We start from the raw sequence: 22,185 nt of genomic DNA on the forward strand, positions 1-22,185 counted from the left end.
GTGTGCGATTACAGGCAGCGTGCAGTTCAGTTCTGGCAAGACGGGCCGGGCGTCCACTCTTTGGCGGCAACAGGTTGTAGCTGCTGTTCCAGAGCCGGGTTGCCCAAGACCTTGAGGTATTCGATCAGCGCCCAGCGTTCTTCCGGTTGCAGGGCGCGACCGATCACGCCGTCTTCACGGCAGCCTGCGCGGAATTCATGGCCGCGATTGCTGTTACCGGTGACCTGAGTATCGAAGTGGAAACCGCCGGTGAATTTTTCGCTGTTGTAGCCAATCTGTTTCGGGTTGAACTCGAAGTTGCCCACCCAGAACTGGGTTTGCCGCTCCGATACCGGCGACAGCAGCTGGAACAGGGTTGGCACCGACCCGTTATGCAGGAACGGTGGGGTGGCCCAGATGCCATCCAGCGGACGCGCCTTGTAGCCGCGTTTTTCCTGCACGCCAATCGGCAGGCCGAAACCGTCCATGCGCCAGCGTTCGCGCTCGGAAATGCCGGCATCCTGATAGGCGCGGTTTTCCACATAGGCGGTGACATAGGCCAGGGCCTTGGCGCTGGAGATGCTGCGCATGTCGATATCGTCCAGCGTGGCGCCAAACAGGCGCACATCCAGCTTGCTCAGCTCGGCCTTGGTCCAGCCCAGTTTGCTGATATCGAAGCGGTGGTCGGCGATATTGTCCGCGGTGGTCGGGTCGGTGCCGACGATGGAGGTCGGTACCACGCGCATACGCCATTCGGGATCGCGGGCCGGCGCAAAACGCTCATCCGGTTTCTTCGGATCAGGCGCATGGCAGTAGGCGCAGTTTTCTGCAAACAGCGCGCGACCACGGCTGGCCAGCGGCAGATCGACCTTGCCGAAGACTTCTTCTGGCCAGGTTGGCGGTTGCAGTTGCTTGAGGGTTTCTTCCAGGGTGAACAGGTCACGCAGGCGTACGCTGGAGGCGTAGCGCTCGGCTTCGGCAACTGGATGGCCGTCGGTATTCAGCAGGCGCAGGGTGGCGCCGACACCCAGGGCCTCGCCAACGTTGCGGGCCATAGGCTGCATGGCCGAACCGTTCCACTGCACCCAGTCGAATTTCCAGATATCCCAGACCTGCGGATAGCTCACTGGCGCATTGGCGACTCGATAGTTGCTCGGGTCGATGGCATCACCAAATACGCTGTTGGCAATCCGGCCGAAGGCATCGGTACGGCCAAAACCTTCCTCGGTTGGGTAGAGGCCGCGGTGCCAATCATTGAATGCCGTGCCCAGCAGGCGATCGAGCACCACTTTGAAGTCGCGGCGCAGCTGCGCCTTATGGCTGGCGTATTCATCACCGAGCACCTGCTGGGCGAAGCGGCGGAATTTCAGTGGGTTGTAATAGGTGAAGGCCATGCTCATGCCGAGCGCCTGGCCAAAGCTGCCACCGCGTACCGTGGGTACGGTGGAGGCCAGCGAATGCAGCGCGGCGCCGCCGTCGATGCGTACAGCCTGGCCTTTGTAGCGCAGCTCGCCGGTGTGGCAAGCGGCGCAGCTGATATCCAGGTAATGCTCGCCGCTCTCGGCATCGGCATGCCGGGCAAAACCCACTGGCAGGTTGCCGGGATTCAGCTGCGTGGGCTGTTGGACGGGATCGACGAGGAAGCCGAAACGCGCAAGGTAATCTGGGGTGGCGAATTTGCTGCTGCTGAACGGTAGCTCCAGGGCGTTGAACCATTCATAACGCAGGCCTTTAACCTGGGTGCCCTGAGGGGTGTAGTAGTAGGTCTGGCGTTCTTCTGCCGACCACTGATCTAAGTAGTGCAGCTTGTCGGGCTGTTGATAGACCGGCAGGTTGGGGTTGGCGATGAAATACAGGGCGACTAGCAGCCCCACAGTCAGCAACAAAAGAAGCCCATACAGGGCCCGACGGAGGATGCGCATGGATACTTCCTTGTGGCGTTTTTTATTTGTTGTTTTTATGCCAATTGCCGCAGCCGATGGCAAGCGGCCATTACCGCAAAATCTAGGAAATAGTCTTCTTTTAGGGCAGAAGATGGCTTTACAGTGCGTTTTATGACGGATTAATCAACAGGAGTGAGTGCATGCATCCATTTGACGCGCCGCAGCCGCCGAAATTGGCGTTGCTGCTGGGCTATGCCGGCCTGGTGCCTTTCGTCACCGGGGCATTGGGCATCTGGGTCACGCCAGAGGGCTGGCGAGTGGTGGTTTTAACGGCCTTGCTGGATTACGCAGCGGTCATCCTGGCCTTTATGGGAGCGATTCACTGGGGCTTGGCCATGCGCGCAGAGGATGCCAGCGAGCCTGCGCAGATACAGCTGGGGCTATCGGTGGTGCCGCCATTGCTGGGCTGGCTGGCCATTAGCAGCGGCATGCCGATCAGCCTGTCTCTGCCTTTGTGTTTGCTGGCGTTTGGCGCTTTGTATGCGGCCGATCTGCGGGCAGTGAAGCTGGGTCTGGCCCCGCAGTGGTATCCCAGCCTGCGGCGGCCGTTGACCATTATTGTTTGCTTGAGCCTGCTACTGGCCTGGGCCAGTCTGCTGCTGCGCTGAACTGAGCCAGCGCGCCACCGCCTCCAGCGTCTGTTCACGTCGCTGCGCCCAGTCGCCCTGAATGCACTGCAGCGGCTGTTGGTGGAGCCGTAGCCAGTGCTCGCACTGCTGGTAGAACGCCATGCGCTGGGCCAATTCCGGCTGGCAGCGCTGGCCATCGTCGACCCAGGGTACATCGGCGGGATTGAGCAACAGGTGTAGGTGGTAATCACGTTCGAGCAGGGCCTGTTCGATCCACGCAGGGCAGTCGCCAAACAGCTCCTGGCTCCAGAGCATATTGCTCAGCAGGTGGGTGTCGAGAATCAGCAACTCGGGCCGCGCCTCTCTGGCCTGGTCTTCCCAGTCCAATTGGCCCTGGGCGATGGCGCTGATATCGGCGTAGCAGGTGTCACGCTGCTCACGCTCGATAAAATGCCGCACATATTCGCCGACCAGCTGCCCGCCAAACGCAGCTTGGATCTGCCCGGCCAGCCAGCTTTTGCCGCTGGACTCAGGCCCGGTGAGCACCAGTACCTTCATGCCTGGACCTTCATGCGTTGATCAGGGCGCGATCGCGGCGCCAGGTCAGCCAGCCGTTGACCGCCAGCAAGGTAAACAGCCCATAGAGCGCCGCAGTCGGGTACAGGCCCTGTTGCAGAAACAGCGCCACGAAGAGCAGGTCAAGGACGATCCACAGCGGCCAGCACTCAACCCGTTTCTGTGCCATCCACACCTGGGCGACCAGGCTGAAGGCACTCAGCGCCGCATCCTGCCAAGGCGCGGCAGCGTCGGTGAAGGTGGCCATCAGATAACCGAGAATAACTGCGCCAACGGCACCGATGGCTAAGCTGATCAATATGCCTTGGTGGCTAAGCCGACTGACCTGCACGCCGGTATGGCTGCCGCCGCCGCGTGTCCATTGCCACCAGCCGTAGCCTTGCAGCACGGCGTAAACGCCTTGCAGCAGCATGTTTGAGTACAACTTGCCGTCATAGAAGATCCAGGCGTACATCAGCACCATGACCAACCCCAGCGGCCAGCACCAGCGGTTCTGCCGCACGGTCAGCCAGACGGCCCATACACCAAGGGCTGAAGCGATGATTTCCAGAGGCGACATAAAACACCGGTGAGCGAGGGGCGAGAATGGTTGGCGATTGTAGCGATTGCGTTGTGCGGCGTCTTGGCTGCACGGGCGCGCATGTCGGCTGGATGGCTAATTGCCATGGCTTTGCCGATATAATCTGCGCCACCTCAGGAGGCATGGCGTGTTCAGATCCGTTTTAACTGTTATTGGCGCAATCTGCGTATTGGCTTTTGCCCAAGTCGCCCAGGCTGCTGAAGGCTCCCGTGCGGCAGGCAAGGCGCCGGCGTCTGTGGTGTTTCTCAACCCGGGCTTTTCCGATGAGCCATTCTGGGTTGGCTACAGCGCATTTATGCAAGCGGCAGCCGATGATCTGGGCATGCATTTGCAGGTTATCTACGGCGAACGCAATCCGCCGCAGCTGTTGGAAAAAGCCCGTGGCGTGTTAGCCCGCGACAAGCAGCCGGACTACCTGGTATTCGTCAACGAAATGTATACCGCGCCGGAATTGCTCAGGCTGTTTGCCAACAGCCCGATCAAGCTGTTTTCCCTGCACAGCACCCTTACGCCTGAGCAAAAGCAGATGGTGGGTGGTTCGCGTGGGCATTACCGCAACTGGGTTGGCAGCCTGATCCCCAATGACGAACAAGCTGGTTACTGGATGGCCAAGGCCCTGATCGCCAAGCTGGAGGGCAAGCCCGGTAGCCTGCTGGCCTTTGCCGGTGTGCGTTACACACCATCCTCCGCTCTGCGCGAAGATGGCTTGCGCCGCGCTTTGCGCGAGCACCCGGAGATCAAGCTGCAGCAAATGTTGCAGGGGGAGTGGAAGCGTCAGCGCGCCTATGAACAAGCACAGTTGATGCTGCCACGCCATCCTGAAGTGCAGCTGGTGTGGTCGGCCAATGATGAAATGGCCTTTGGGGTGATGCAGGCCGCGCAGGAGTTGGGTAAACAGCCCGGTAAGGATATTTACCTGTCGGCGCTGAACAATTCGGATGAGGTGCTGCAGGCCCGTATCGACGGCAAAATTGATGTACTGGTCGGCGGGCATTTCACCCTGGGCGGCTGGGCCATGGTGATGCTGCACGACTACCATGCGGGGTTGGATTTTGCCGCGCGTGGCGGCAAGGATCGGGTCGACCAACTGTTCAGCCTGCTGGATGCCAAGCAGGCTGCGCACTTACAGCAACGCCTCAAGGTGCCAGGCTATGGCCTGGATTTCCGCCAGTTCAGCGCGGTGCACCACCCGCAGATCAAGGACTACGGATTCTCCATCAAACCGCTGTTGCAGTGAGTCAGACACCTGCCAAATGCAGCACCAGCTTGACGATACTGAAGATCACCAGCACAAACACGGCCGTGAACAACACGCCGAGAATGATGAAGTGACTGGGCTTGCCGCGGGAAAAGTCGCGGCTGCGGTTCTTCCCGCTCTGCACACCGAGCGCTGCGCTCAGCACGCTTTGCAGCATTTCCCATAGCGTCAGCGGTTTGTTTTCCTCTTCGCTCATAGGTACCTCCTGCGTTGCTTTGACTGGCTTTGCTAAGTATTAGGCTTTATTGACGCGCTCAGTGGATGCTGGGTACTTCACGAGCTTGGCGGCAGGCCGACGTGGCCGCTGCACCAGCTCACCCGAACAGTTTGGGCAGGTGCCCTGGAGGGTGTTCTCGGCGCACTCGCGGCAGAACGTACATTCGAATGAGCAGATCAAAGCATCGGTTGAGTCTGCTGGCAGATCACAGTCACAGCTTTCACAGTTTGGGCGCAATTGCAGCATGGCAGACTCCTCACGAATCATTCGTTTGCTGAGCATAAGCGCTAATACGCGTGCACAGCAAAGCTCGGCCGTCAAAAGAACTGCAAGGGTTGTGGGCAAACTCGTAAGCGAAGAGACGCGTAAAACAGTGCGGCGCAGAGGGAGTTAAGGGCTCTGATAGGAAGAGGGGCCGATTGGCAGCTCAGAGCCCTTGTTGCAGCAGCCGATTACTCGGGCATGCTCCATGGCTCCAGGGTGAAACCTTGCTGACTGAGCTGCTCACGGGACTGCTTGAGCACGTCGGCAAATTGCACCGGGTCGCTGTAGATGTTGCTGGACAGTTGAGTACGGCCGAGCAGGCGGGTGCTGGTACGGTCGATCACACTCAGGCTGAGGTTGCCAGTGCCATCTTGCGGGGCCCAGGCGACGCATTGGAAAGGTTGAAAGGCGCGGTCGGCAATCAGCAGGGCTTCGTTAAAACGCAGCGGTGCGTTCATGGGGTCGGTTTCTCCGAGGTGATCCCAAATACACAAAGGGGCAAACGGTGAACTCACGCTTGCCAGTCATAAGTGTTGATGAGCGAAGCTGACTGTTAAGTCACATGTTGTCGAAGAAATGCAAGAAATTGTCCGATAAATCACAGTTTTAATGGCGTAAGCCGAGAAACAGCGCGAGGAGTGCGGGCTTTAGGCGCTTTCACGGCCCTTGCAGACAGCCAGTAACTGGCGCAAATAGCCGGCGACATAGCGGTGAAAGCCCCGGTCGTCCCAATAGCCCAAGTGGCTCAACGGCGTATGCCGCTTGTACCAGGGGCCTACCGCCATGGCGCGATCCTCGGCGACCACGGCGGCGTAACTGGGCAGCGGCCGCAACGGATAACCCAGCGGGTCGGCGGGGGCATAGAGGTTGAGCCAGCGCGCCTGTTCGGTCACCGCCTCGGTCAGGCAGTGGCCGGGGAAGCGGATGGGCACGACGGTGTCATAGGCAAAGGTAAACAGCGGGATATTGCAGCCGAATGTGACCAGCCCACTGAGGGTTTCCAGGGCCAGAAAGGGATCCAGCGGACAACTTTCGGCTTTGTTGATGCGCTGCTGATCCCAGACGAAATTGGAGAAGATATGCCCGCCCAGTGAGTGCGCCAGCACTACCAGCGGGGTGTCGGCATCGACCTTGGCGCGCAGTGCGTTGAGGCCGCTGCGCAGGCACTGATGGACTTCTTCATAGGTGGTGTCGTAGGCCTCACTGACTTTACGGTAACCGCTGGCATCGCCAAAAAACAGCGTGACGATACGGCGCAACCAGCGCCAGCGCACCGGCTGGTCGCGCAGCTTGTCGAGAAACGCCAGTTGCCGCTTGTCCAGCACGCTGGCCCAGTGCAGGGTCTGAAAGGCCACCTGGTCGACCTCAGCGCCGAGACGTTGGCGCAACCCGGCGATCAGGTTCTGGGCGAAGGCGTGCTGGCCTTCGTCGTCACGCAGGTCGGGTTGCGTGCCGATGCCGTGGATAATGGCGACTGCGAGTTTCATTCTGCCCATCCCTGGTCATGTCTACGTGGCGAAAGTACTTCGCGCCACGGGTTATCAAAGTGCTTGCAGGCGCTCGCCTAGGCGGCCGTTTTCGACCAGTTCAAGAAACTCGTCGCCAAGCCGCTGGCTCTCGCTCATGGCCGTGCGCCAATAGCGTTCGCGGCCGGCATCATCGCCCAGGTAACGGCTGAAGTCCTTGCGGTCGGGGAGTTTGCCATGGGGCAAGCGCGCTAGGTAGTCACGCGACGGTGCCAGCAGCAATACATCCTGCAGACGCCCAGCGTCGCCATGGCGCCAGGGCATGCCTTTGTCGAACCAGCCGGGGATGACCTTATCGGTGAAGTGCGGGTAGAGCACGATATCTTCGCCGCTGTATGGCAGATCAAGGTGATAGTCGAGCAGGCCGCCATCGCGGTAGGTGCCAGGGCCAGCACCGGGAATATCGCGCACCCCCTGCATGACCATCGGGATCGAGCCTGAGGCCAGCAACGCATGGCGCAGATTGCCGCTGTCGAGTTGCAGGTAGCGCGACGGAAAATCGCTAAGTGCGCCCAGCGGCGGCGCCAGGCGGGCATCGTGCAGAATCACCCGCTCGAAGTGCTTGGCCAGACGTGGACGGCCGAGCAGGTTGCTGCCAATTACCGAAGACAGGCCCAGGCCGAGTGCGCCGCGATGGTCGTGCTGCAGCAGGCCATGGCTTTTTACCACGACGATATTCAAGCGGTAATGCGGGTTGTTGAGGATGCTGGCGGCGTCGTTGCCCAGTAACTGGTCGAGCATCAGGCTGCAGCTGCTCGACACCTGCGCCATGCTCACGCCTTTGGCAAAGCGCTGCGAGGTATACAGCTCACCAAGGCGACGCAGGCCCGCTGCCGCATCCGGCAAACAGGCGCTGGCGAAACGCCAGGAACCGATGGACGCCCCAATCAGCGAACGCTCGCGGGGCGCACGTTGCAGCCAGTCACCAAACAGCGCCAGATCCAGCCCCTGAATCCCCAGAGCCTTCGGGCCGCCTGCCGCGCCCGGCAGAATGCCGACGTCGGCTGGCTGCAAGCCGTGCTCGCGAATACGGGCGAGGGCGCGTTTGCCGGCTTTAATTGTCAGGGCTGGGGACTTGATTAATATCGCACTCATGCTGGCCTCCATCGCGCAAGGCAGCGATTATAGAGCGCTGAATGGCCAGGCCAAGCGACTTCAGCGCGTGAATGATGCGCGCGTGGGTCTGGATAAATCAGTGCTTGAGCAATGCCTTAAGCAAATTCAGCTTGAGTTAAGTCGTGTGCAGTAACTTGGACTCCGTCGAAAGCCAACTCCATAAGGAACTTGAACATGAAAACCCTGACTGCCGTATTTGCCGCTGCTGCCCTGACCCTGACTGCCGGTTTGGCCCAAGCCCGTGATCTGGGCCCGGACGAAGCGCTGAAACTGCGTGACGCCGGCACCATCCAGTCCTTCGAAAAACTCAACGCTGCAGCGCTGGCGCTGCACCCAGGCAGCAAGACCGAAGACACCGAGCTGGAAGAAGAGTACGGCCGCTACATCTACCAGGTTGAAGTTCGCGACGCCCAGGGCGTGCAGTGGGACGTCGAGCTGGATGCTACTAACGCACAAGTTCTGAAGAACCAACGAGACGATTGATGAACACCACTGCTTGGCTTGCCCGCGCATTCCTGGCCTGCCTGCTGCTGACGCTGACGTTCAGCAGCAGCGCGCGTGACCTGGATCAGGATGAAGCATTACGTCTGCGCCGCGAGGGGCTGATCATGCCCCTTGAGCAGTTGTTACAGATGGCCTTGAAGCCTCATCCCGGTGCGGTTCTCCTGGAAGTCGAGCTGGAAGAAGAGGACGGCATACTGGTTTACGAAGTCGAACTGGTGACCGAGCAAGGCATCGTGCGTGAGCTGGAGTTGCACGCCAGCACCGGCGAAGTGCTCAAGGATGAGGTGGAAGACTGAATGCGCCTACTGCTGGTTGAAGACCATGTACCCCTGGCCGATGAGCTGCTCGCCGGTTTGACCCGCCAGGGTTATGCGGTGGACTGGTTGGCCGACGGCCGTGATGCTGCCTACCAAGGCGCGACCGAACCCTATGATCTGATCATTCTCGACCTCGGCTTGCCTGGCAAGCCGGGGCTTGAGGTGTTGCAGGAATGGCGCGCTGGCGGCCTTACTACACCGGTGTTGATCCTTACTGCGCGCGGCTCATGGGCCGAACGTATCGAAGGCCTCAAGGCTGGCGCCGATGACTATCTGAGCAAACCCTTTCACCCGGAAGAGCTGCAGCTGCGCATTCAGTCCCTGCTGCGCCGCGCCCATGGCCTGGCCAACCAGCCACAACTGGAAGCCGCGGGTTTGCAATTGGATGAAGGCCGGCAAACAGTCAAACGTAATGATGAAGAGGTGCAACTGACGGCTGCCGAGTTCCGCTTGCTGCGCTATTTCATGCTGCATGCCGGGCAGTTGCTGTCGAAGAGCCACCTGGCTGAGCACCTGTATGACGGCGAGAGTGAACGCGACTCGAATGTCATCGAAGTTCACGTCAATCACCTGCGACGCAAACTGGGGCGCGAGATCATCGAAACCCGCCGCGGTCAGGGTTATCGCTTCAGCGGGGATGCTGCTTGAGGTCGATTCAGCGGCGTCTGAGCCTGGGGCTGATCAGCGTACTGCTGGTTATCGGCCTGTTGCTGGCGCAAAGCAGCCTCTGGCTGTTTGATCGCAGCCTGCGCAGTTACCTGCAGACAACTCTGCAGGATGAAACCCAGACCTTGCTGGGCGCGGTGGTGCGTGGCCCTAACGGCCTGCAACTGGATGAGCGGCGCCTCAGTGCTGCGTTCAAGCGGCCGTATTCCGGCCTGTATTTTCGTATCGATCTTGGCGAGCAGACCTGGCGTTCGCGCTCACTCTGGGACCGCAACCTGCGTCCGGTTGAAGAGGTCGGTTTGCAGGACGCGCTGAGCGACGGGCCGCAAGGCCAGCAGTGGTTGGTATACCGTGCCGACTACCAGCGTTATGGCCAGCCCATCGTGATTCACGTGGCGCGCGACTACAGGCCGATACTCAACAGCTTCAGCCAGGTGCAGAAGATTGTCCTCGGCCTGGGCATTACCGCCCTGGTGCTGATTCTGTTGCTGCAACGGCTGATCGTCAGCCGCGCGTTGCGCCCGCTGGAGCAGACCCGCCGGCAGCTGATGCAGCTGCAGCAGGGCCAGCGCAGTCAGCTGGACCAGCAAGTGCCGCTGGAACTCGAACCGTTGGTGGCGCAGATCAACCACTTGCTGGCGCACACTGAAGACATCCTCAAACGCTCACGCAACGCCCTGGGCAACCTCGGCCATGCGCTAAAAACGCCACTGGCGGTGCTGGTCAGCCTGGCCACCCGGGAAGAACTCAAGCAGTTGCCGCAACTGCGCGAAAGCCTCAATGGACAGCTGCAACAGATCGAGCAACGTATCGCCCGTGAACTGGGTCGCGCACGACTGGCCGGCGAGGCCTTGCCGGGGGCGCATTTCGACTGCGCCAATGAGCTGCCTGAGCTGTTCTCGACCCTGGCGATGATCCATGGCAACCACCTGGAACTGGACTGGCAGGCCGAGCCTGGGCTGCGTTTGCCCTGGGACCGTGAAGACCTGCTGGAGCTGCTCGGCAACCTGCTGGACAACGCCTGCAAATGGGCCGACAGCCAGGTGCAGCTGCAGATCAGCCTGCAGAGTGACGGCTATCAGTTGCTGATTGATGATGACGGGCCTGGCATCGACGCCGCGCAGCGCGACGAAGTGCTTAGCCGGGGTAGCCGCCTGGATGAGCAAGTCGCCGGGCATGGCCTGGGCCTGGGCATCGTGCGCGATATCATCGACGCCTGGGCAGGGCGCCTGCAGCTGGCAGACAGCCCGCTAGGCGGCCTGCGCGTAACGGTTACCTTGCCGGTGAAGCGCACCTGAGTTCATCAGGTACGCCCCCCCAAGGCTTACATGCCGTTGGCAAATGCCGGGTTGCTCATATCGATACTGGCGCGTACCGGGCCCAAGGCCTGCGCGTACTTGACCAGAATATCCAGCTCGTAATCGATACGCGCATGCAGGCGCTGATCGTCCTCGCTGCTTGGCTCTGGGGTGTTCAGCACCTTTTCGACGCTGCGCACGATCAGATGTTCAGGCAGGTAGCAGAGGCGGCAGTTCTTGTAGCTGGACGCACGTAATTCGCTAATCGGGTAAGCCCCGCCCACCCCGGAAGATACCCCAACCAGCAAGCCGGGTTTGTGCGCCAGCTCGGCCTTGCTGGCGTAGATAAAGAAGTTCTTGATGGCCGGGCAGGCCATGCCATTCCACTCCGGGGAGATGATCACCACGGCGTCGGCGGCTGCCAGTTGCTTGCTGTACAGGCCCCAGGGGCCGGTGTCGTCGGCGGGCCAGAGCGGCAGCGGGGCGAGGCCCAGGTCAATCACATTGCTCTGCGCATCATCGGTGTGGCCCAACTGAATCAGGCGCTGGCGCAAGAAGCGGGCGACCTTGCCCGATTGGCTGTTGCTGCGGCTGGAACCGGCCACCAGAGCGATATTGAGCATCGTGCACCTCGTTAATTGATAAGTTAGAAATGAAAAACGCAGGCTAACGATTGCTAGCCTGCGTCACAAGGAAACAGCCGCCAGAGTGGCGGTCCGATGGTGCCATGCCCGGCGTTTAGACGCGGAACTGATCCATTAGACTCTGCTGGTGATTGGCCAGTTTGTTCAGACCCTGGCTGATTTTTGCTGACTCATCTGCCTGAGCGGAAATCGACTCGGTGACATCACGGATCGAGGCCACGTTGCGGTTGATCTCTTCGGCCACCGAGCTCTGTTCTTCGGCGGCGCTGGCGATTTGCAGATTCATGTCGGTAATCACGCTGACCGCATCACTGATACGGCGCAGCACGGCCACGGCCTGTTCGACCTGCTCGACGCTGCCCTGCGCCTGGCGATGGCTGCTGTGCATGGTGCTGACCACTTCCTTGGTGCCGCTTTGCAGTCCTTCGATTACCTGGCGAATTTCCTCCACTGAGTCCTGGGTGCGCTTGGCCAGGTTGCGCACTTCATCGGCGACCACGGCAAAACCACGGCCGGCTTCACCGGCGCGGGCGGCTTCGATGGCAGCGTTGAGGGCGAGCAGGTTGGTTTGCTCGGCGATCGAGCGGATCACTTCGAGTACCGAACCGATCTTCTCGCTGCTGTTGGCCAGGCCTTCGACTTCCTGCATGGCCACGTTCATTTCATTGGCCAGCAGTTCGATGGTCGAGGTGGTCTTGCCGATCACACTCATGCCTTCACGGCTGGCCTGGTCGGCGGTACGCGCAGCTTCGGCGGCCTGGGCGGCGTTATGCGCAACATCCTGCGCGGTGGCGCTCATTTCCTGGAATGCAGTGGCCACCTGATCGACTTCGCGGAACTGCTGCTGCATGCCATCGCTGGTCTGGCTGGCGATCAACGCGGACTGATCGGCCGTGCTGCGGGCGTCCTGCACGCTGCGTTTCACGTCCGCGATGATCGGCTGCAGTTTGTCGAGGAAGCGGTTGAACCAGCTGGCCAGTTCGCCCAGCTCATCCTGTTTGGCGTATTCCAGGCGGCGGGTCAGGTCGCCTTCGCCGCTGGCGATATTTTTCAGCATCGCCGCTACACCAAGAATCGGCCGGGTCACGCCCAGCGCCGTCAGCCAGATCAGCAGAATACCGACCACACCGGCAGCCAGGCCGAGGCCTAAGGACACCGCCGTGCTGCGGGTGCCCATGTCATCCATTTGCGTTTCCAGGCGGGTGGCCGGCTCCAGCAGGACTTTCTCCGGCACCTCCATCAACACGCCCCAGGGCTGGGATTCTGGAATCGGCAGCAGCGGTTGCAGCACCTGTAGTGCACCGTCGTGGTGCAGGACTTCCGGGCGGTTGCTGGCGACCAGGCTGGTCATTTCGCGGTGTTGGTCTGCGAAGGCTTTTTCCAGTTTGCCGCCCAGCAGGCTGCTGTCGCGACTGTGGCCGGCAAGCAAGCCCGCAGGGCTGATGATGCTGACGTGCCCGGCGCCATCAAACAGCCCCTGGTGCGCGCTGGTGCTGAGTTCTTGCAGGCTGGCCAGGCTGATATCCACGCCGAGCACGCCGATCACTTTGCCGCCTTGCTCCAGCGGGAAGGCGATGCTGGTCATCAGGGTTTTTACCCCGTCAGCTTCGTCGATATAAGGGTCTAGCAGGCACACCTTCTTCTGCTGCAACGGGCAGCTGTACCAGGCGTTATAGGGCGCGCCGCTGATACCTGGCGTGGTGTCATTCAGGTCGGCCTCTTTCATCGCCTCGGCGCTGAGTTCGCCGTTGTCACCTTGTGCCCAGTAAATCGAGAAGCGGCCCTTGTCGTTGCTGCCGAGGTTTTCCTGATCGGTAAACAGATCGTCCTTGCCGTCCAGGGCATTGGGCTCGAACACCACATAAATACCCAGCAGGCTACGGTTGGCTTCCAGCGCGCTGCGCACCTGACGGGTCAGGTCTTCGCGCAGGTCGAAGGCATCGAGAAAGCGCTTTTCCGCCTGCTCACGGATAAACAGCACCTGGGTGGCTGCGCCACGCCCGTATTGATAGGCGTCCATAAAGTAGCGCTGCATCTGCAACGCCTGAGATTCGCCGCGCGCCGACATACGCAACTGCGCGGACTCCTGCAGCATCGCCGAACTGGCCTGCTTGACCAGGCTAGCGCTGCGCGAGGCCTGAATGACCGAGGCCGAAACCAGCACGGCAACAATGGCCAGCAAGCACAGGCCTGCCAGTAGGGTGATCTTCAACTGGATAGAGAGTCGGCTGAACAGCATTATCAGGACCTTTATATGGCAGTGGCTTAGAGCGCCTATCGGCGCTTAGGCGCTTTTCTTTAAGTTTCACGTTAAGTAAAGCAGAGCAAATTGCAGGCCAGTAGCGCCCTTAAAGTCGCAGGGTAATCGAAATTAGCAACGCCTTGTACAGAATAATTTACGGGTGTTTTGACAGCTTGGTCAGCATTGTGCAGAGTACGCGCCCTTCGCCGAACCGGCGCAGCATCCAGAGAAGGTCAAAACCTTCGCGGACCTACTTAATGGCGGGAGTAAATCGATGAACGCAGTCGTTGCGGCAGTGGGGATCATGCTGATTCTCAGCTTGTGCCGTGTGCATGTGGTGGTGGCCCTGATCGTCGGCGCATTGGCAGGCGGCCTGCTTGGTGGCCTGGGTATTGAAGGCTCGCTGGCGGCATTCAATAAAGGCCTGGGCGGCGGGGCGACAGTGGCCCTGTCCTACGCCTTGCTCGGTGCATTCGCCGTGGCGATTGCCAAATCCGGTCTGGCCCACGCCTTGGCTGACAAAGCCCTGGCCATGGTTGGCAAACAGGACGCCAAAGGCGCCGGTCTGCTCAAGTGGCTGCTGATCGGTCTGCTGCTGGTGGTGGCGATTTCCTCGCAGAACATCCTGCCGATTCACATTGCTTTTATCCCGCTGCTGGTGCCGCCGCTGCTGTATGTGCTGAGCAAGCTGCAGCTCGATCGCCGCTTGATCGCCTGCGTGCTGACCTTCGGCCTGATTACTCCGTACATGTTTCTGCCGGTGGGTTTTGGCGGAATCTTCCTCAATGACATTCTGCTGGCCAATGTTGCCAGTGGCGGCGTCGACACCAGCGGCTTGGACGTGACCAAAGCCATGGCGATCCCGGCACTGGGTATGCTGTTTGGCTTGCTGGTGGCGGTGTTCTTCAGCTATCGCAAAAAGCGTGTGTATGACCTGAGCAAGATCGAGCAGGCCGAGCGCGTGGATGTTGCCTACAACCCATTGAGCCTGCTGGTGGCGGGCGTGGCGATTGTCGCGGCGTTTGTCGTGCAGCTGTGGCTGGACTCAATGATCATCGGCGCCCTGGTCGGCTTTATCATTTTCTCGGTGTCTGGCGTAGTGCGCTGGAAAGAGGCCGATGGCCTGTTTACCGAAGGCATGAAAATGATGGCGATGATCGGCTTTATCATGATCGCCGCCGCCGGTTTTGCCGAAGTGATGAAGGCCACCGGCGAAGTGAAAAGCCTGGTCGACAGCTCTGCTGAACTGATCGGCCACGACAAGGCGCTGGGTGCGCTGCTGATGCTGCTGGTCGGTCTGCTGGTGACCATGGGCATCGGCTCATCGTTCTCCACTGTGCCAATCATTGCGGCGATTTTCGTGCCGCTGGGTTTGCAGCTCGGCTTCAGCCCGCTGGCCATTCTGTGCATCGTCGGCACTGCCGGCGCGCTGGGTGATGCCGGCTCGCCAGCCTCCGATTCGACCCTTGGGCCAACTGCCGGGCTTAACGTCGATGGCCAGCACAATCACATCTGGGACAGCGTGGTGCCGACCTTCCTGCACTACAACCTGCCGCTGCTGGTATTCGGTTGGGCAGCAGCTATGGTGATTTAACCGGGGCATTGTTCGCCTGACGCGCTCCAGCGCCAGACGGTTCAACCTTTCAGCGGGGCTACCGATAAACCGGTAGCCCCGTTTTTATTCCGCTGTATCGCTTAGCAAGGACCTGCCCGATGCGTCTTACATTGAAGTCAAAAGTCGTGCTGCTGGCACTGATTCCGGTGGTGCTGTTTGCCCTGGTGCTCAGTGGCGCTGCAGCCAAAGTACTGCAGAACCTGGCGGCCCAGGAGGTTGAAGAAACCCGCGAACGCCTGCTGCAGGAAAGCCGCAACGAACTGCAGCATTACGTGCAGATTGCCCTGGGTTCGGTGCAGACGCTGTACGACGGCGCCGCACAAGGCGATATGGCCAGTCGTGAGCAGGCCGTTGCGATTCTGTCGAAGATCAAGTTCGGCAAGGACGGCTACTTCTTCGGTCACGATTCCAATGTGGTGCGCCTGTTCCGCGGCGACAGCCCGGTGGATGTGGGCAAAAGCCTGGCCGATCGCCGCGACCCGAACGGCGTGTATATCAACCGTGAACTGGTAAATGTCGCCAAGAACAACAGCTACTACGTCAATTACAGCTCGCCACTGCCGACTGATGATTCGGTGCTGGTGCCGAAAATGGCCTACAGCTACTACCTGCCGAAATGGGACATGGCCCTGGGCACTGCGATCAACCTTGATGGCGTTGAAGCGCAGATCGCCCAGGTACAAGTTGAAATCGACGAGCGCATCATCACCATCATCACCAGCATCATGGTGATTGCTGCCGTGCTGCTGGTGATCTTCGGCATTGTCGGTGTGGTGTTGAGCAATACCTTCCTGCGCCCGCTGCAGCAGATCAAAGACAACCTCGATGACATCGCCGCCGGTGAAGGCGACCTGACTCGCCGCCTGCCGATCAATGGTGATGATGAGCTTGGCCAGCTGGCGGGTTCGTTCAACCGCTTTGTCGAGAAGATCCACGGCCTGGTGCGGCAGATCGTCGACATGACTGGCCAACTGACCGAGCTGGTTGGCCAGGTATCGACCCAGGCGCAGCGTTCTGAAGAGGCCATGGAGCGGCAGCGCCATGAGACCGATCAGGTGGCGACCGCAATCAACGAAATGTCCGCCGCTGCCCATGAAGTCGCGCAAAGCGCCCAGGGTGCGGCAGAGGCTGCGCAGAAAACCGACACCGAAGGCCAGGCAGCAAAAAAGGTGGTCGATGGCAGCATCGAGCGCATTCACACCCTGGTGCAGGACATCCGCGACAGCGGCGTGTCCCTCGACACTCTGCAGAAAGACGTGTCGTCGATTGTCAGCGTGCTCGATGTGATTCGCTCGATTGCCGAACAGACCAACCTGCTCGCACTCAACGCCGCCATCGAGGCGGCGCGGGCCGGTGAAGCGGGGCGTGGCTTTGCCGTGGTGGCCGATGAAGTGCGGGCGCTGGCTAGCCGTACGCAGCAAAGCACCCAGGAAATTCAGGGCATGATCGACCGCCTGCAGAAAGGCACCCAGGATGCGGTGACCGCGATGCGCCGCTCCAGTGATGCCGGCGATGTCACCAGCGAGCAGGCCAACCGCGCCGGTACCTCGCTGGATGCCATCGCGCAGCTGATCGGCACCATCAACGCGATGAACGCGCAGATCGCCAGCGCCGCCGAAGAGCAAACTGCCGTGGCCGAAGAGATCAACCGCAGCGTGCACAAGATTGCCGTGGCGGTAGACAGCGTGGCCGACGAAACCCAGCAGGGCGCACAGACCGCGCGCAACCTGGCCGGGCTGGGCGAGCGCCTGGGCGCACTGGTGCGTCAGTTCCGCATCTAGCACCTGACGCCGCCACATTGAAAGGGAAGCCAAGCTTCCCTTTTTTATTGCGCCATACCACTGCAGAAATAACGCGCCGGCAGATAACTGCCGCAGCTTAAAACCCGCTGCGCTATATCCAATAAGTATGTAGCCCTGTGGTTAGCAGGAGTTTCTTGGACTAACGTGCACGAATCGCCAGGCTGGCTTGAATGTCGAGCAGCGGCGACACGTTTGGGTGCGCGCAGTTACTGCTGCTTCGGCGCGGTGTATGAGCAGTCTCCAGTGGGTGATGGGCTGATTTCGGGTGACAGCTGGAGGGGATTCGTACAACGGCTCGGGTATGTGGACCCATCGATAACAACAAGATGAGGGACTCACCATGTCTGTAGCGATATCACTTCGGCGCTGTGCCGCGCCGCTGATAGTTTCGGCCCTGGCCATGCCAGTGCAGGCCGAGGAGGGCGATTACAACTTCTGGCAAACCCTGAGCAATCTGGTAGTGGCACCGGCGGCGGATAACAAGGTCACCCCGGCGCAACGTCTCGGGCCGTACCCGTTGCTGGCCAACCCGGGCGGCTTTAACAGCGGCTTCAAACCGGCCAATTACTACGCCTGGCAAACCGTGCAGATGGCCCCGCAAACCGGCGCCGTGTGTGGCAACGGTTCGCCGTACAAGTTCTTCGTCAACCGCGTACCCAATACCCGCAACACCATCATCTACCTGGAGGGCGGCGGGGCCTGTTGGGACTACGCCAGTTGCACCGGCCAGAGTGGCATTCGCGGGGCACGCAACCCCGACGGCATTCCCAATGACTACATGAGCCTGCTCAACCCGGGGGCCAGTCTGGTCAGCCCCTTCGTGGTGCGCTTGCATCCCTGGACGCGGGTAAAAACCCAGAACTGGAACATGGTCTATGTGCCGTATTGCACCGGCGACATCTACTCCGGCGACAAGGTCGCGGTCTATCAAGACCCGCAAAGCCAGCAGGCGCCGCTGATCTGGCACCACAACGGCTTGCGCAACATGCGTGCAGTAGTGGGCTGGCTGAAAGACAACCTGCCGCGCCCGACGCAGATGCTGACCACCGGTTGCAGCGCCGGCGGTGCAGGCAGTCTGACCAACTATGCACCAACCCGGCAGGACATCGCGCCGACGCGCAGCTTTCTGATCAATGACTCCGGCCCAGTGTTCTCGGCCATCAGTGGCGGTGGCAACGAGGCCTATCCGTCCTTGCCTTTGCAGGGCTTTATCCGCAATGCCTGGGGCCTGGACGCCGGACCGTTGCCGTACCTGCAGTCGCGTTTGCCGGGGCTTAACCTGAATAACCTGGGCAGCATTTATCCTGCGTTGTCGAGCAACCTGAGCGCTGATCGCATGGGCCACACGCACTTCTGGAAGGACCTGAACTACTCCTCCTATTCCTATGAGCGCTTCTACCCGGAGATCATCAATGCGCCGAACCAGGCCGCCAAGGAGGCGCTGATTCACGCCAAGTGGGATGTGGATACCGGCAGGCTGCGTAACGAGCTGGCCAACCTGTCGAATGTCGGTGGTTACTTCCCGCAGTACCGCGCGGTCAATGAAAGCCACTGCACCAGCATCATCGAGTTTGCCAACGCGGATATTCAGGAGCAGAACCTGCAGCTGGATGACTTCGTCAATAACGTGATGAATGGCAGCGGCCCAGTACTGGATGCCTCTGAGCAGAGCGATACTGCTGACCGCAACAAACCCTTCAACTTGCTGTACTACGCGCTCGACCAACTGCTGTAACGTTATCGCCCGACCTGAGCAGCCTGCTCAGGTCGGGTTATTGATAGTGCTGTTCGCGCGCCTGCTGCAGGCGTTGGCGCAGGTACTCATCGCGGCTCAAACCATCGGGAAAGCTGTCCATGCTCAGGACTTCCTCAACGATGCGCTTCTCATCAGTCTTGTAACGACGAAACTCGGCGCTGGGCGTCGCAGCCTTGGCTTCGCGCTCGGCGCTAATCGCCTTGTAGCGGGCGACCAATGCGGCGGCCTGATCTTTCTGCGCTTGTTCATCGCCAGTGGTGAGCTGAATCAGGCCCAGTTGCAGTAACAGCGACTCGCTCATGGCCAGTTCACTGCGCTGTTCGTAAGTCTCGATCTGCTCACGCAAGGCCTGCGCCTGGCTTTCACGTTGCGCGGGTGACAGCTCGGCGGCGCCGCTGACAAAGCTGCGGTAGGCCTGATGGAACGCCAGGCGTTGTTCCTGGTTTTTTACCGCGGGGTTCTTCAACAGCTCTTGCAGCTGCGCCTCTGTGGGCATCGGCGTTGCTGGGTTATCGCCCGTGAGCATGCTTGCTGGGCTTTCGGTCTGAATGGGCAGCGTGGCCATTTGCGGCTCGCTGTGCAGACGCCAGTAGAGGGTGCCGAGCACGGCAATCAGCACCAGCCCACCACCGACTAGAAGAGGTTTTCCCTGCACCGGCTATCTCCTGAATGACGCCGCACAGTGCGGCGTTTTCAGCTTAGTCCAGTCTGCACTCAGCGCTTCTTACTCACCCAAGCCCAAAGCATTTCGCACTGGATCGGCTGGATACCGGCTTCATCAGTCACGGTCACGGCAACCAGCACTTCGCCTTTTTCCTGGGTGTGGATGGCTTGAATCTGCTCGGGTGTCAGGCTTGCCACGGCACGCAGGCTGCCGGTGGCGCGCTTGAGAAAGTCGACCTTGAGGCTTTTGATCAGCGGCAGTTTGTCATCCGGCACGTTCATGCCGACCAGAAAGCCCGTGGCGGACTCAGCCAGCAGCGCCATGGCGGCGGCATGCACGCCTTTGATGTGGTTTTGCACCTTGCGCGTGTTGGCGATGCTCATCACCGCCTGCTGTTGGGTCAGCGTATGCACGCGTACCTTGGCGGTGCCGGCGAACTTCACCTGGGAGCCAAACAGCAGCGACAGCGCCGGGCTTTGCAGGGCCGTGGGAAGTTGCTGGATTTTGCCGACGATACGGCTCAAGCGGTTGCTGGACATGCTGATGCTCTTTGCGCAAAGGGAAGGGCATGAGTCTGTCACAGCGAAATGTGACCGGCCAGGGCTGACCGGTCACATGATTACCGGTCGATTAGAGCAACCGACGGCCGTCTTCGCGGGTGATGATCACGGTGGCCGAGCGGGGGCGCTGACCGGGGCCATCGGGCCAGGTGCTGAGCAGGTTGGTCGCCGTTGAGCCTTCACCCGGGTGCTGGATATTGACGAACAGGGTGCGGAAGTCCGGGGTGGCGGTAATGCCAGTTACCTCGGCGCCCACAGGCCCCACCAGGAACCGCTTTAGCTCACCGGTGCGCGGTTCGGCAACCAGCATCTGGTTGTTGCCGAACGGACCACTGCTTAGCTGGCTGCCGCTCATGTCGGTCTGAATCCACAGACGGCCTTCCTCGTCGAACCACAGCCCGTCGGGGCTGGCCAGGCGGTTATCAGCCGTCAGCGGTTTGCCATTCGGGCCGATGCTGTCGGTCTCCGGCCCGGCCAGCATAAACAGGCTCCAGGCAAACTGGCGGCCGGCGTAATCCTTGCTCAGCTCACGCCAGCGGATGATATGGCCGAACGCGTTAGCCGGGCGCGGATTGGCAGCATCGGGGCTGGTCCGGGCACTGTTGTTGGTCAGGGTGAAGTACACCTCGCCGTTGTCCGGATTGACTGCGCCCCATTCCGGACGGTCCATCTTGGTGGCGCCCACCACGTCAGCCGCCAGACGGGTATTGATCAACACCTCACCCTGGTCGGCAAAGCTCACCCCGGCAGCCTTGCAGGCTTTCTGGAACTTCTTGTCGTTGATATCCAGCGCGAGCCATTCACCCTTGCCGCTGTTATCAAAGCGCGCGACATACAGCGTGCCTTCGTCCAGCAGCCGGCCATTGCTGCGCCCTGGCCGGTATTTGTCGCGGCTGACGTATTTGTAGATGTACTCGTTCTGCGAGTCGTCGCCGGAGTAGCACACCACTGGACGGCCCGACTTAACCGGAGCGAACACCAGGCCTTCGTGGGCAAAGCGGCCGAGGGCCGTGCGCTTGACGGGGACGGACTCCGGCGCGAACGGATCGATTTCGACGATCCAGCCAAAGTGGTTCGGCTCGTTGCGATAGTCCGCGCTGGCAGTGGTGGTGATACGCGTGGCATCGAAGCGCTCGAACTCATCACCCTTGAGGTGATCCCAGCCGTAGCGGCTGCTGCTGCGCAGGCCATAGCGGCTCAGCTCGCGCGGCAGGTCGGTATCGCGGCTGGCAAAGTAGCCAGCCCAGTTTTCTTCGCAGGTCAGGTAAGTGCCCCATGGCGTGAAACCGTGGGAGCAATTGTTCAGGGTGCCGCGAGTGGCCGTGCCTTTCGGGCTGTAGCGGGTTTTCAACAACACATGGCCGCGCGCGGGACCGCTGATCTGCATGGGCGTGGCCCCGGTAATCCGGCGGTTTCTAGCGCTCGGTAATACCGCCCATTCGCCATTCAGGCCACGGCGTACTTCCACCACGGAAACGCCGTGGGCGTTGATTTCCTTGCGCACTTCTTCGGCGCTGCTGCGTTTGCCGGCCACCAGGGTCGGGCCATTGGGGTGCAGCAGCGGCGCGTCGACGTATTCGTGGTTGAGCACCAGCAAGCCGTGATCGCTTTTCTTGCCGCCGCGCTGTGCGTCAATCGGGAAGAAATGCATGCCGTCATGGTGCATGCCCAGTTGCTCGGCCTGATCCTGGGCGCTGTTGCTGCCATCGCTCAGGTAAGCCGGGTAGTTGCCGGTGATCGGTGTGCCCCAGGGGATAAAGGTCGTGGCGCGGTAACCGCTCGGTACGCTGATGTTGTCTAAACGGTTGGTCGCAATAGCCGTGAAGGGCAGTTTGCTGCGCGGTTTAAAACGCAGTTTTTCCAGACCTTTGGCGGCTGGCTCTGCTGCCACCGCGGCGCCAGGCATAACACTGCCGAGAAACGCCAGGGTGCCGAGCGCGGCACCGGCGGCCAGCACTTGTCGACGGCCGACGCCGTCGATCAGCTGATTGATATGCGGGTTGCTGGACGCGTTGCTGGGCAATTCATCGCCATTGCCGAACAGCACTGAGTTGTCATTATCGTGGCTCATGCAGGCTCCTTGGATTAA

23 protein-coding genes and 1 pseudogene are annotated in these 22,185 nt (G+C 60.6%); 10 read left to right on the forward strand and 14 right to left on the reverse strand.

All coding sequences use genetic code 11. From position 1 onward, the window contains the following. Positions 1 to 26: 26 nt before the first annotated feature. On the reverse strand, positions 27 to 1,901 hold the full coding sequence (locus ACQ4LH_RS02575) for a di-heme-cytochrome C peroxidase (protein WP_430695788.1): 1,875 nt from the start codon (positions 1,899 to 1,901) through the stop codon (positions 27 to 29). Here ACQ4LH_RS02575 and ACQ4LH_RS02580 point away from each other — a divergent pair. Both ACQ4LH_RS02580 and ACQ4LH_RS02585 read left to right on the forward strand, forming a co-directional pair. After that, positions 1,900 to 2,037, forward strand: coding sequence for a hypothetical protein (locus ACQ4LH_RS02580; RefSeq protein WP_430695789.1), 138 nt, complete (start codon positions 1,900 to 1,902; stop codon positions 2,035 to 2,037). The two genes, ACQ4LH_RS02575 and ACQ4LH_RS02580, sit on opposite strands and share 2 nt — an antisense overlap. A gap of 25 nt (positions 2,038 to 2,062) precedes the next feature. After that, positions 2,063 to 2,530, forward strand: a complete 468-nt coding sequence (locus ACQ4LH_RS02585; RefSeq protein WP_430695790.1) for a DUF3429 domain-containing protein — start codon at positions 2,063 to 2,065, stop codon at positions 2,528 to 2,530. On the opposite strand, the gene ACQ4LH_RS02590 is transcribed toward ACQ4LH_RS02585, so the two are convergent. Together ACQ4LH_RS02590 and pnuC are read right to left on the reverse strand one after the other, a co-directional pair. After that, positions 2,498 to 3,049 carry an AAA family ATPase gene (locus ACQ4LH_RS02590; RefSeq protein WP_430695791.1) on the reverse strand — a complete coding sequence of 184 codons (552 nt, stop codon included), beginning with the start codon at positions 3,047 to 3,049 and terminating at the stop codon, positions 2,498 to 2,500. The genes ACQ4LH_RS02585 and ACQ4LH_RS02590 overlap by 33 nt on opposite strands. Before the next feature lie 10 nt (positions 3,050 to 3,059). Beyond that, a complete protein-coding gene (gene pnuC, locus ACQ4LH_RS02595) occupies positions 3,060 to 3,626 on the reverse strand; it encodes a nicotinamide riboside transporter PnuC (protein ID WP_430695792.1) in 567 nt (188 codons plus the stop codon). 148 nt (positions 3,627 to 3,774) lie between these two features. Between pnuC and ACQ4LH_RS02600 the strand changes: the two genes are divergently transcribed. After that, the gene (locus tag ACQ4LH_RS02600; RefSeq protein ID WP_430695793.1) at positions 3,775 to 4,884 is read left to right on the forward strand and encodes an ABC transporter substrate-binding protein; all 1,110 of its coding nucleotides are present in this window, start codon (positions 3,775 to 3,777) and stop codon (positions 4,882 to 4,884) included. A gap of 1 nt (position 4,885) precedes the next feature. Here the strand turns inward: ACQ4LH_RS02600 and ACQ4LH_RS02605 are convergent, their stop codons facing one another. The 5 genes from ACQ4LH_RS02605 to ACQ4LH_RS02625 form a co-directional block, all read right to left on the reverse strand. After that, positions 4,886 to 5,101, reverse strand: a complete 216-nt coding sequence (locus ACQ4LH_RS02605; RefSeq protein ID WP_430695794.1) for a DUF2970 domain-containing protein — start codon at positions 5,099 to 5,101, stop codon at positions 4,886 to 4,888. A gap of 39 nt (positions 5,102 to 5,140) precedes the next feature. Then, entirely contained in the window at positions 5,141 to 5,368 is a 228-nt protein-coding gene (locus ACQ4LH_RS02610; RefSeq protein ID WP_430695795.1) for a DUF1272 domain-containing protein, read from the reverse strand. A 206-nt stretch (positions 5,369 to 5,574) separates the two neighbouring features. Next, a complete protein-coding gene (locus tag ACQ4LH_RS02615) occupies positions 5,575 to 5,844 on the reverse strand; it encodes a hypothetical protein (protein ID WP_430695796.1) in 270 nt (89 codons plus the stop codon). A 189-nt stretch (positions 5,845 to 6,033) separates the two neighbouring features. Beyond that, positions 6,034 to 6,873 carry a hypothetical protein gene (locus tag ACQ4LH_RS02620; RefSeq protein ID WP_430695797.1) on the reverse strand — a complete coding sequence of 280 codons (840 nt, stop codon included), beginning with the start codon at positions 6,871 to 6,873 and terminating at the stop codon, positions 6,034 to 6,036. A gap of 54 nt (positions 6,874 to 6,927) precedes the next feature. Continuing rightward, complete coding sequence (locus ACQ4LH_RS02625) at positions 6,928 to 8,007, reverse strand: patatin-like phospholipase family protein (RefSeq protein ID WP_430695798.1); 1,080 nt, start codon at positions 8,005 to 8,007, stop codon at positions 6,928 to 6,930. A 195-nt stretch (positions 8,008 to 8,202) separates the two neighbouring features. Between ACQ4LH_RS02625 and ACQ4LH_RS02630 the strand changes: the two genes are divergently transcribed. The 4 genes from ACQ4LH_RS02630 to ACQ4LH_RS02645 are packed head-to-tail and all read left to right on the forward strand — an operon-like array spanning position 8,203 to position 10,813. After that, positions 8,203 to 8,511 (forward strand): PepSY domain-containing protein, encoded by a 309-nt coding sequence (locus tag ACQ4LH_RS02630; RefSeq protein WP_090253626.1) that lies wholly within the window; start codon positions 8,203 to 8,205, stop codon positions 8,509 to 8,511. Continuing rightward, positions 8,511 to 8,828, forward strand: coding sequence for a PepSY domain-containing protein (locus ACQ4LH_RS02635; protein WP_430695799.1), 318 nt, complete (start codon positions 8,511 to 8,513; stop codon positions 8,826 to 8,828). Before ACQ4LH_RS02630 ends, ACQ4LH_RS02635 begins: the two co-directional genes overlap by 1 nt. Continuing rightward, positions 8,829 to 9,497, forward strand: a complete 669-nt coding sequence (locus ACQ4LH_RS02640; RefSeq protein ID WP_430695800.1) for a response regulator transcription factor — start codon at positions 8,829 to 8,831, stop codon at positions 9,495 to 9,497. Further along, the gene (locus tag ACQ4LH_RS02645; protein ID WP_430695801.1) at positions 9,494 to 10,813 is read left to right on the forward strand and encodes a sensor histidine kinase; all 1,320 of its coding nucleotides are present in this window, start codon (positions 9,494 to 9,496) and stop codon (positions 10,811 to 10,813) included. The genes ACQ4LH_RS02640 and ACQ4LH_RS02645 overlap by 4 nt, the downstream gene beginning before the upstream one ends. 26 nt (positions 10,814 to 10,839) lie before the next feature. Here ACQ4LH_RS02645 and ACQ4LH_RS02650 read toward each other — a convergent pair whose 3' ends face one another. From ACQ4LH_RS02650 to ACQ4LH_RS02660, 3 genes and pseudogenes are all read right to left on the reverse strand, one after another. Then, the gene (locus tag ACQ4LH_RS02650) at positions 10,840 to 11,436 is read right to left on the reverse strand and encodes an NADPH-dependent FMN reductase (RefSeq protein ID WP_430695802.1); all 597 of its coding nucleotides are present in this window, start codon (positions 11,434 to 11,436) and stop codon (positions 10,840 to 10,842) included. A gap of 115 nt (positions 11,437 to 11,551) precedes the next feature. Beyond that, complete coding sequence (locus tag ACQ4LH_RS02655) at positions 11,552 to 12,307, reverse strand: methyl-accepting chemotaxis protein (RefSeq protein WP_430696134.1); 756 nt, start codon at positions 12,305 to 12,307, stop codon at positions 11,552 to 11,554. Between the two features lie 102 nt (positions 12,308 to 12,409). Continuing rightward, positions 12,410 to 13,696: pseudogene (locus tag ACQ4LH_RS02660) on the reverse strand (HAMP domain-containing protein); the annotation flags it as partial. Positions 13,697 to 13,973: 277 nt separating this feature from the next. Here ACQ4LH_RS02660 and ACQ4LH_RS02665 point away from each other — a divergent pair. The 3 genes from ACQ4LH_RS02665 (at position 13,974) to ACQ4LH_RS02675 (ending at position 18,851) form a co-directional block, all read left to right on the forward strand. Next, entirely contained in the window at positions 13,974 to 15,293 is a 1,320-nt protein-coding gene (locus ACQ4LH_RS02665; protein ID WP_430695803.1) for a Na+/H+ antiporter family protein, read from the forward strand. Positions 15,294 to 15,412: 119 nt separating this feature from the next. Further along, positions 15,413 to 17,095, forward strand: coding sequence for a methyl-accepting chemotaxis protein (locus ACQ4LH_RS02670; RefSeq protein ID WP_430695804.1), 1,683 nt, complete (start codon positions 15,413 to 15,415; stop codon positions 17,093 to 17,095). A 361-nt stretch (positions 17,096 to 17,456) separates the two neighbouring features. After that, complete coding sequence (locus tag ACQ4LH_RS02675; RefSeq protein ID WP_430695805.1) at positions 17,457 to 18,851, forward strand: pectin acetylesterase-family hydrolase; 1,395 nt, start codon at positions 17,457 to 17,459, stop codon at positions 18,849 to 18,851. A gap of 37 nt (positions 18,852 to 18,888) precedes the next feature. Here ACQ4LH_RS02675 and ACQ4LH_RS02680 read toward each other — a convergent pair whose 3' ends face one another. The 3 genes from ACQ4LH_RS02680 to ACQ4LH_RS02690 all read right to left on the reverse strand — a co-directional run bounded on the left by ACQ4LH_RS02680 (position 18,889) and on the right by ACQ4LH_RS02690 (position 22,167). Continuing rightward, the gene (locus ACQ4LH_RS02680) at positions 18,889 to 19,527 is read right to left on the reverse strand and encodes a hypothetical protein (RefSeq protein ID WP_430695806.1); all 639 of its coding nucleotides are present in this window, start codon (positions 19,525 to 19,527) and stop codon (positions 18,889 to 18,891) included. Between the two features lie 59 nt (positions 19,528 to 19,586). Then, a complete protein-coding gene (locus tag ACQ4LH_RS02685) occupies positions 19,587 to 20,075 on the reverse strand; it encodes a DUF4442 domain-containing protein (protein ID WP_430695807.1) in 489 nt (162 codons plus the stop codon). A 91-nt stretch (positions 20,076 to 20,166) separates the two neighbouring features. Continuing rightward, positions 20,167 to 22,167 carry a PhoX family protein gene (locus ACQ4LH_RS02690; RefSeq protein ID WP_430695808.1) on the reverse strand — a complete coding sequence of 667 codons (2,001 nt, stop codon included), beginning with the start codon at positions 22,165 to 22,167 and terminating at the stop codon, positions 20,167 to 20,169. Positions 22,168 to 22,185 lie beyond the last annotated feature (18 nt).

This window comes from Pseudomonas peli (assembly GCF_050563605.1).
Classification (GTDB): Bacteria; Pseudomonadota; Gammaproteobacteria; order Pseudomonadales; family Pseudomonadaceae; genus Aquipseudomonas; species Aquipseudomonas peli_A.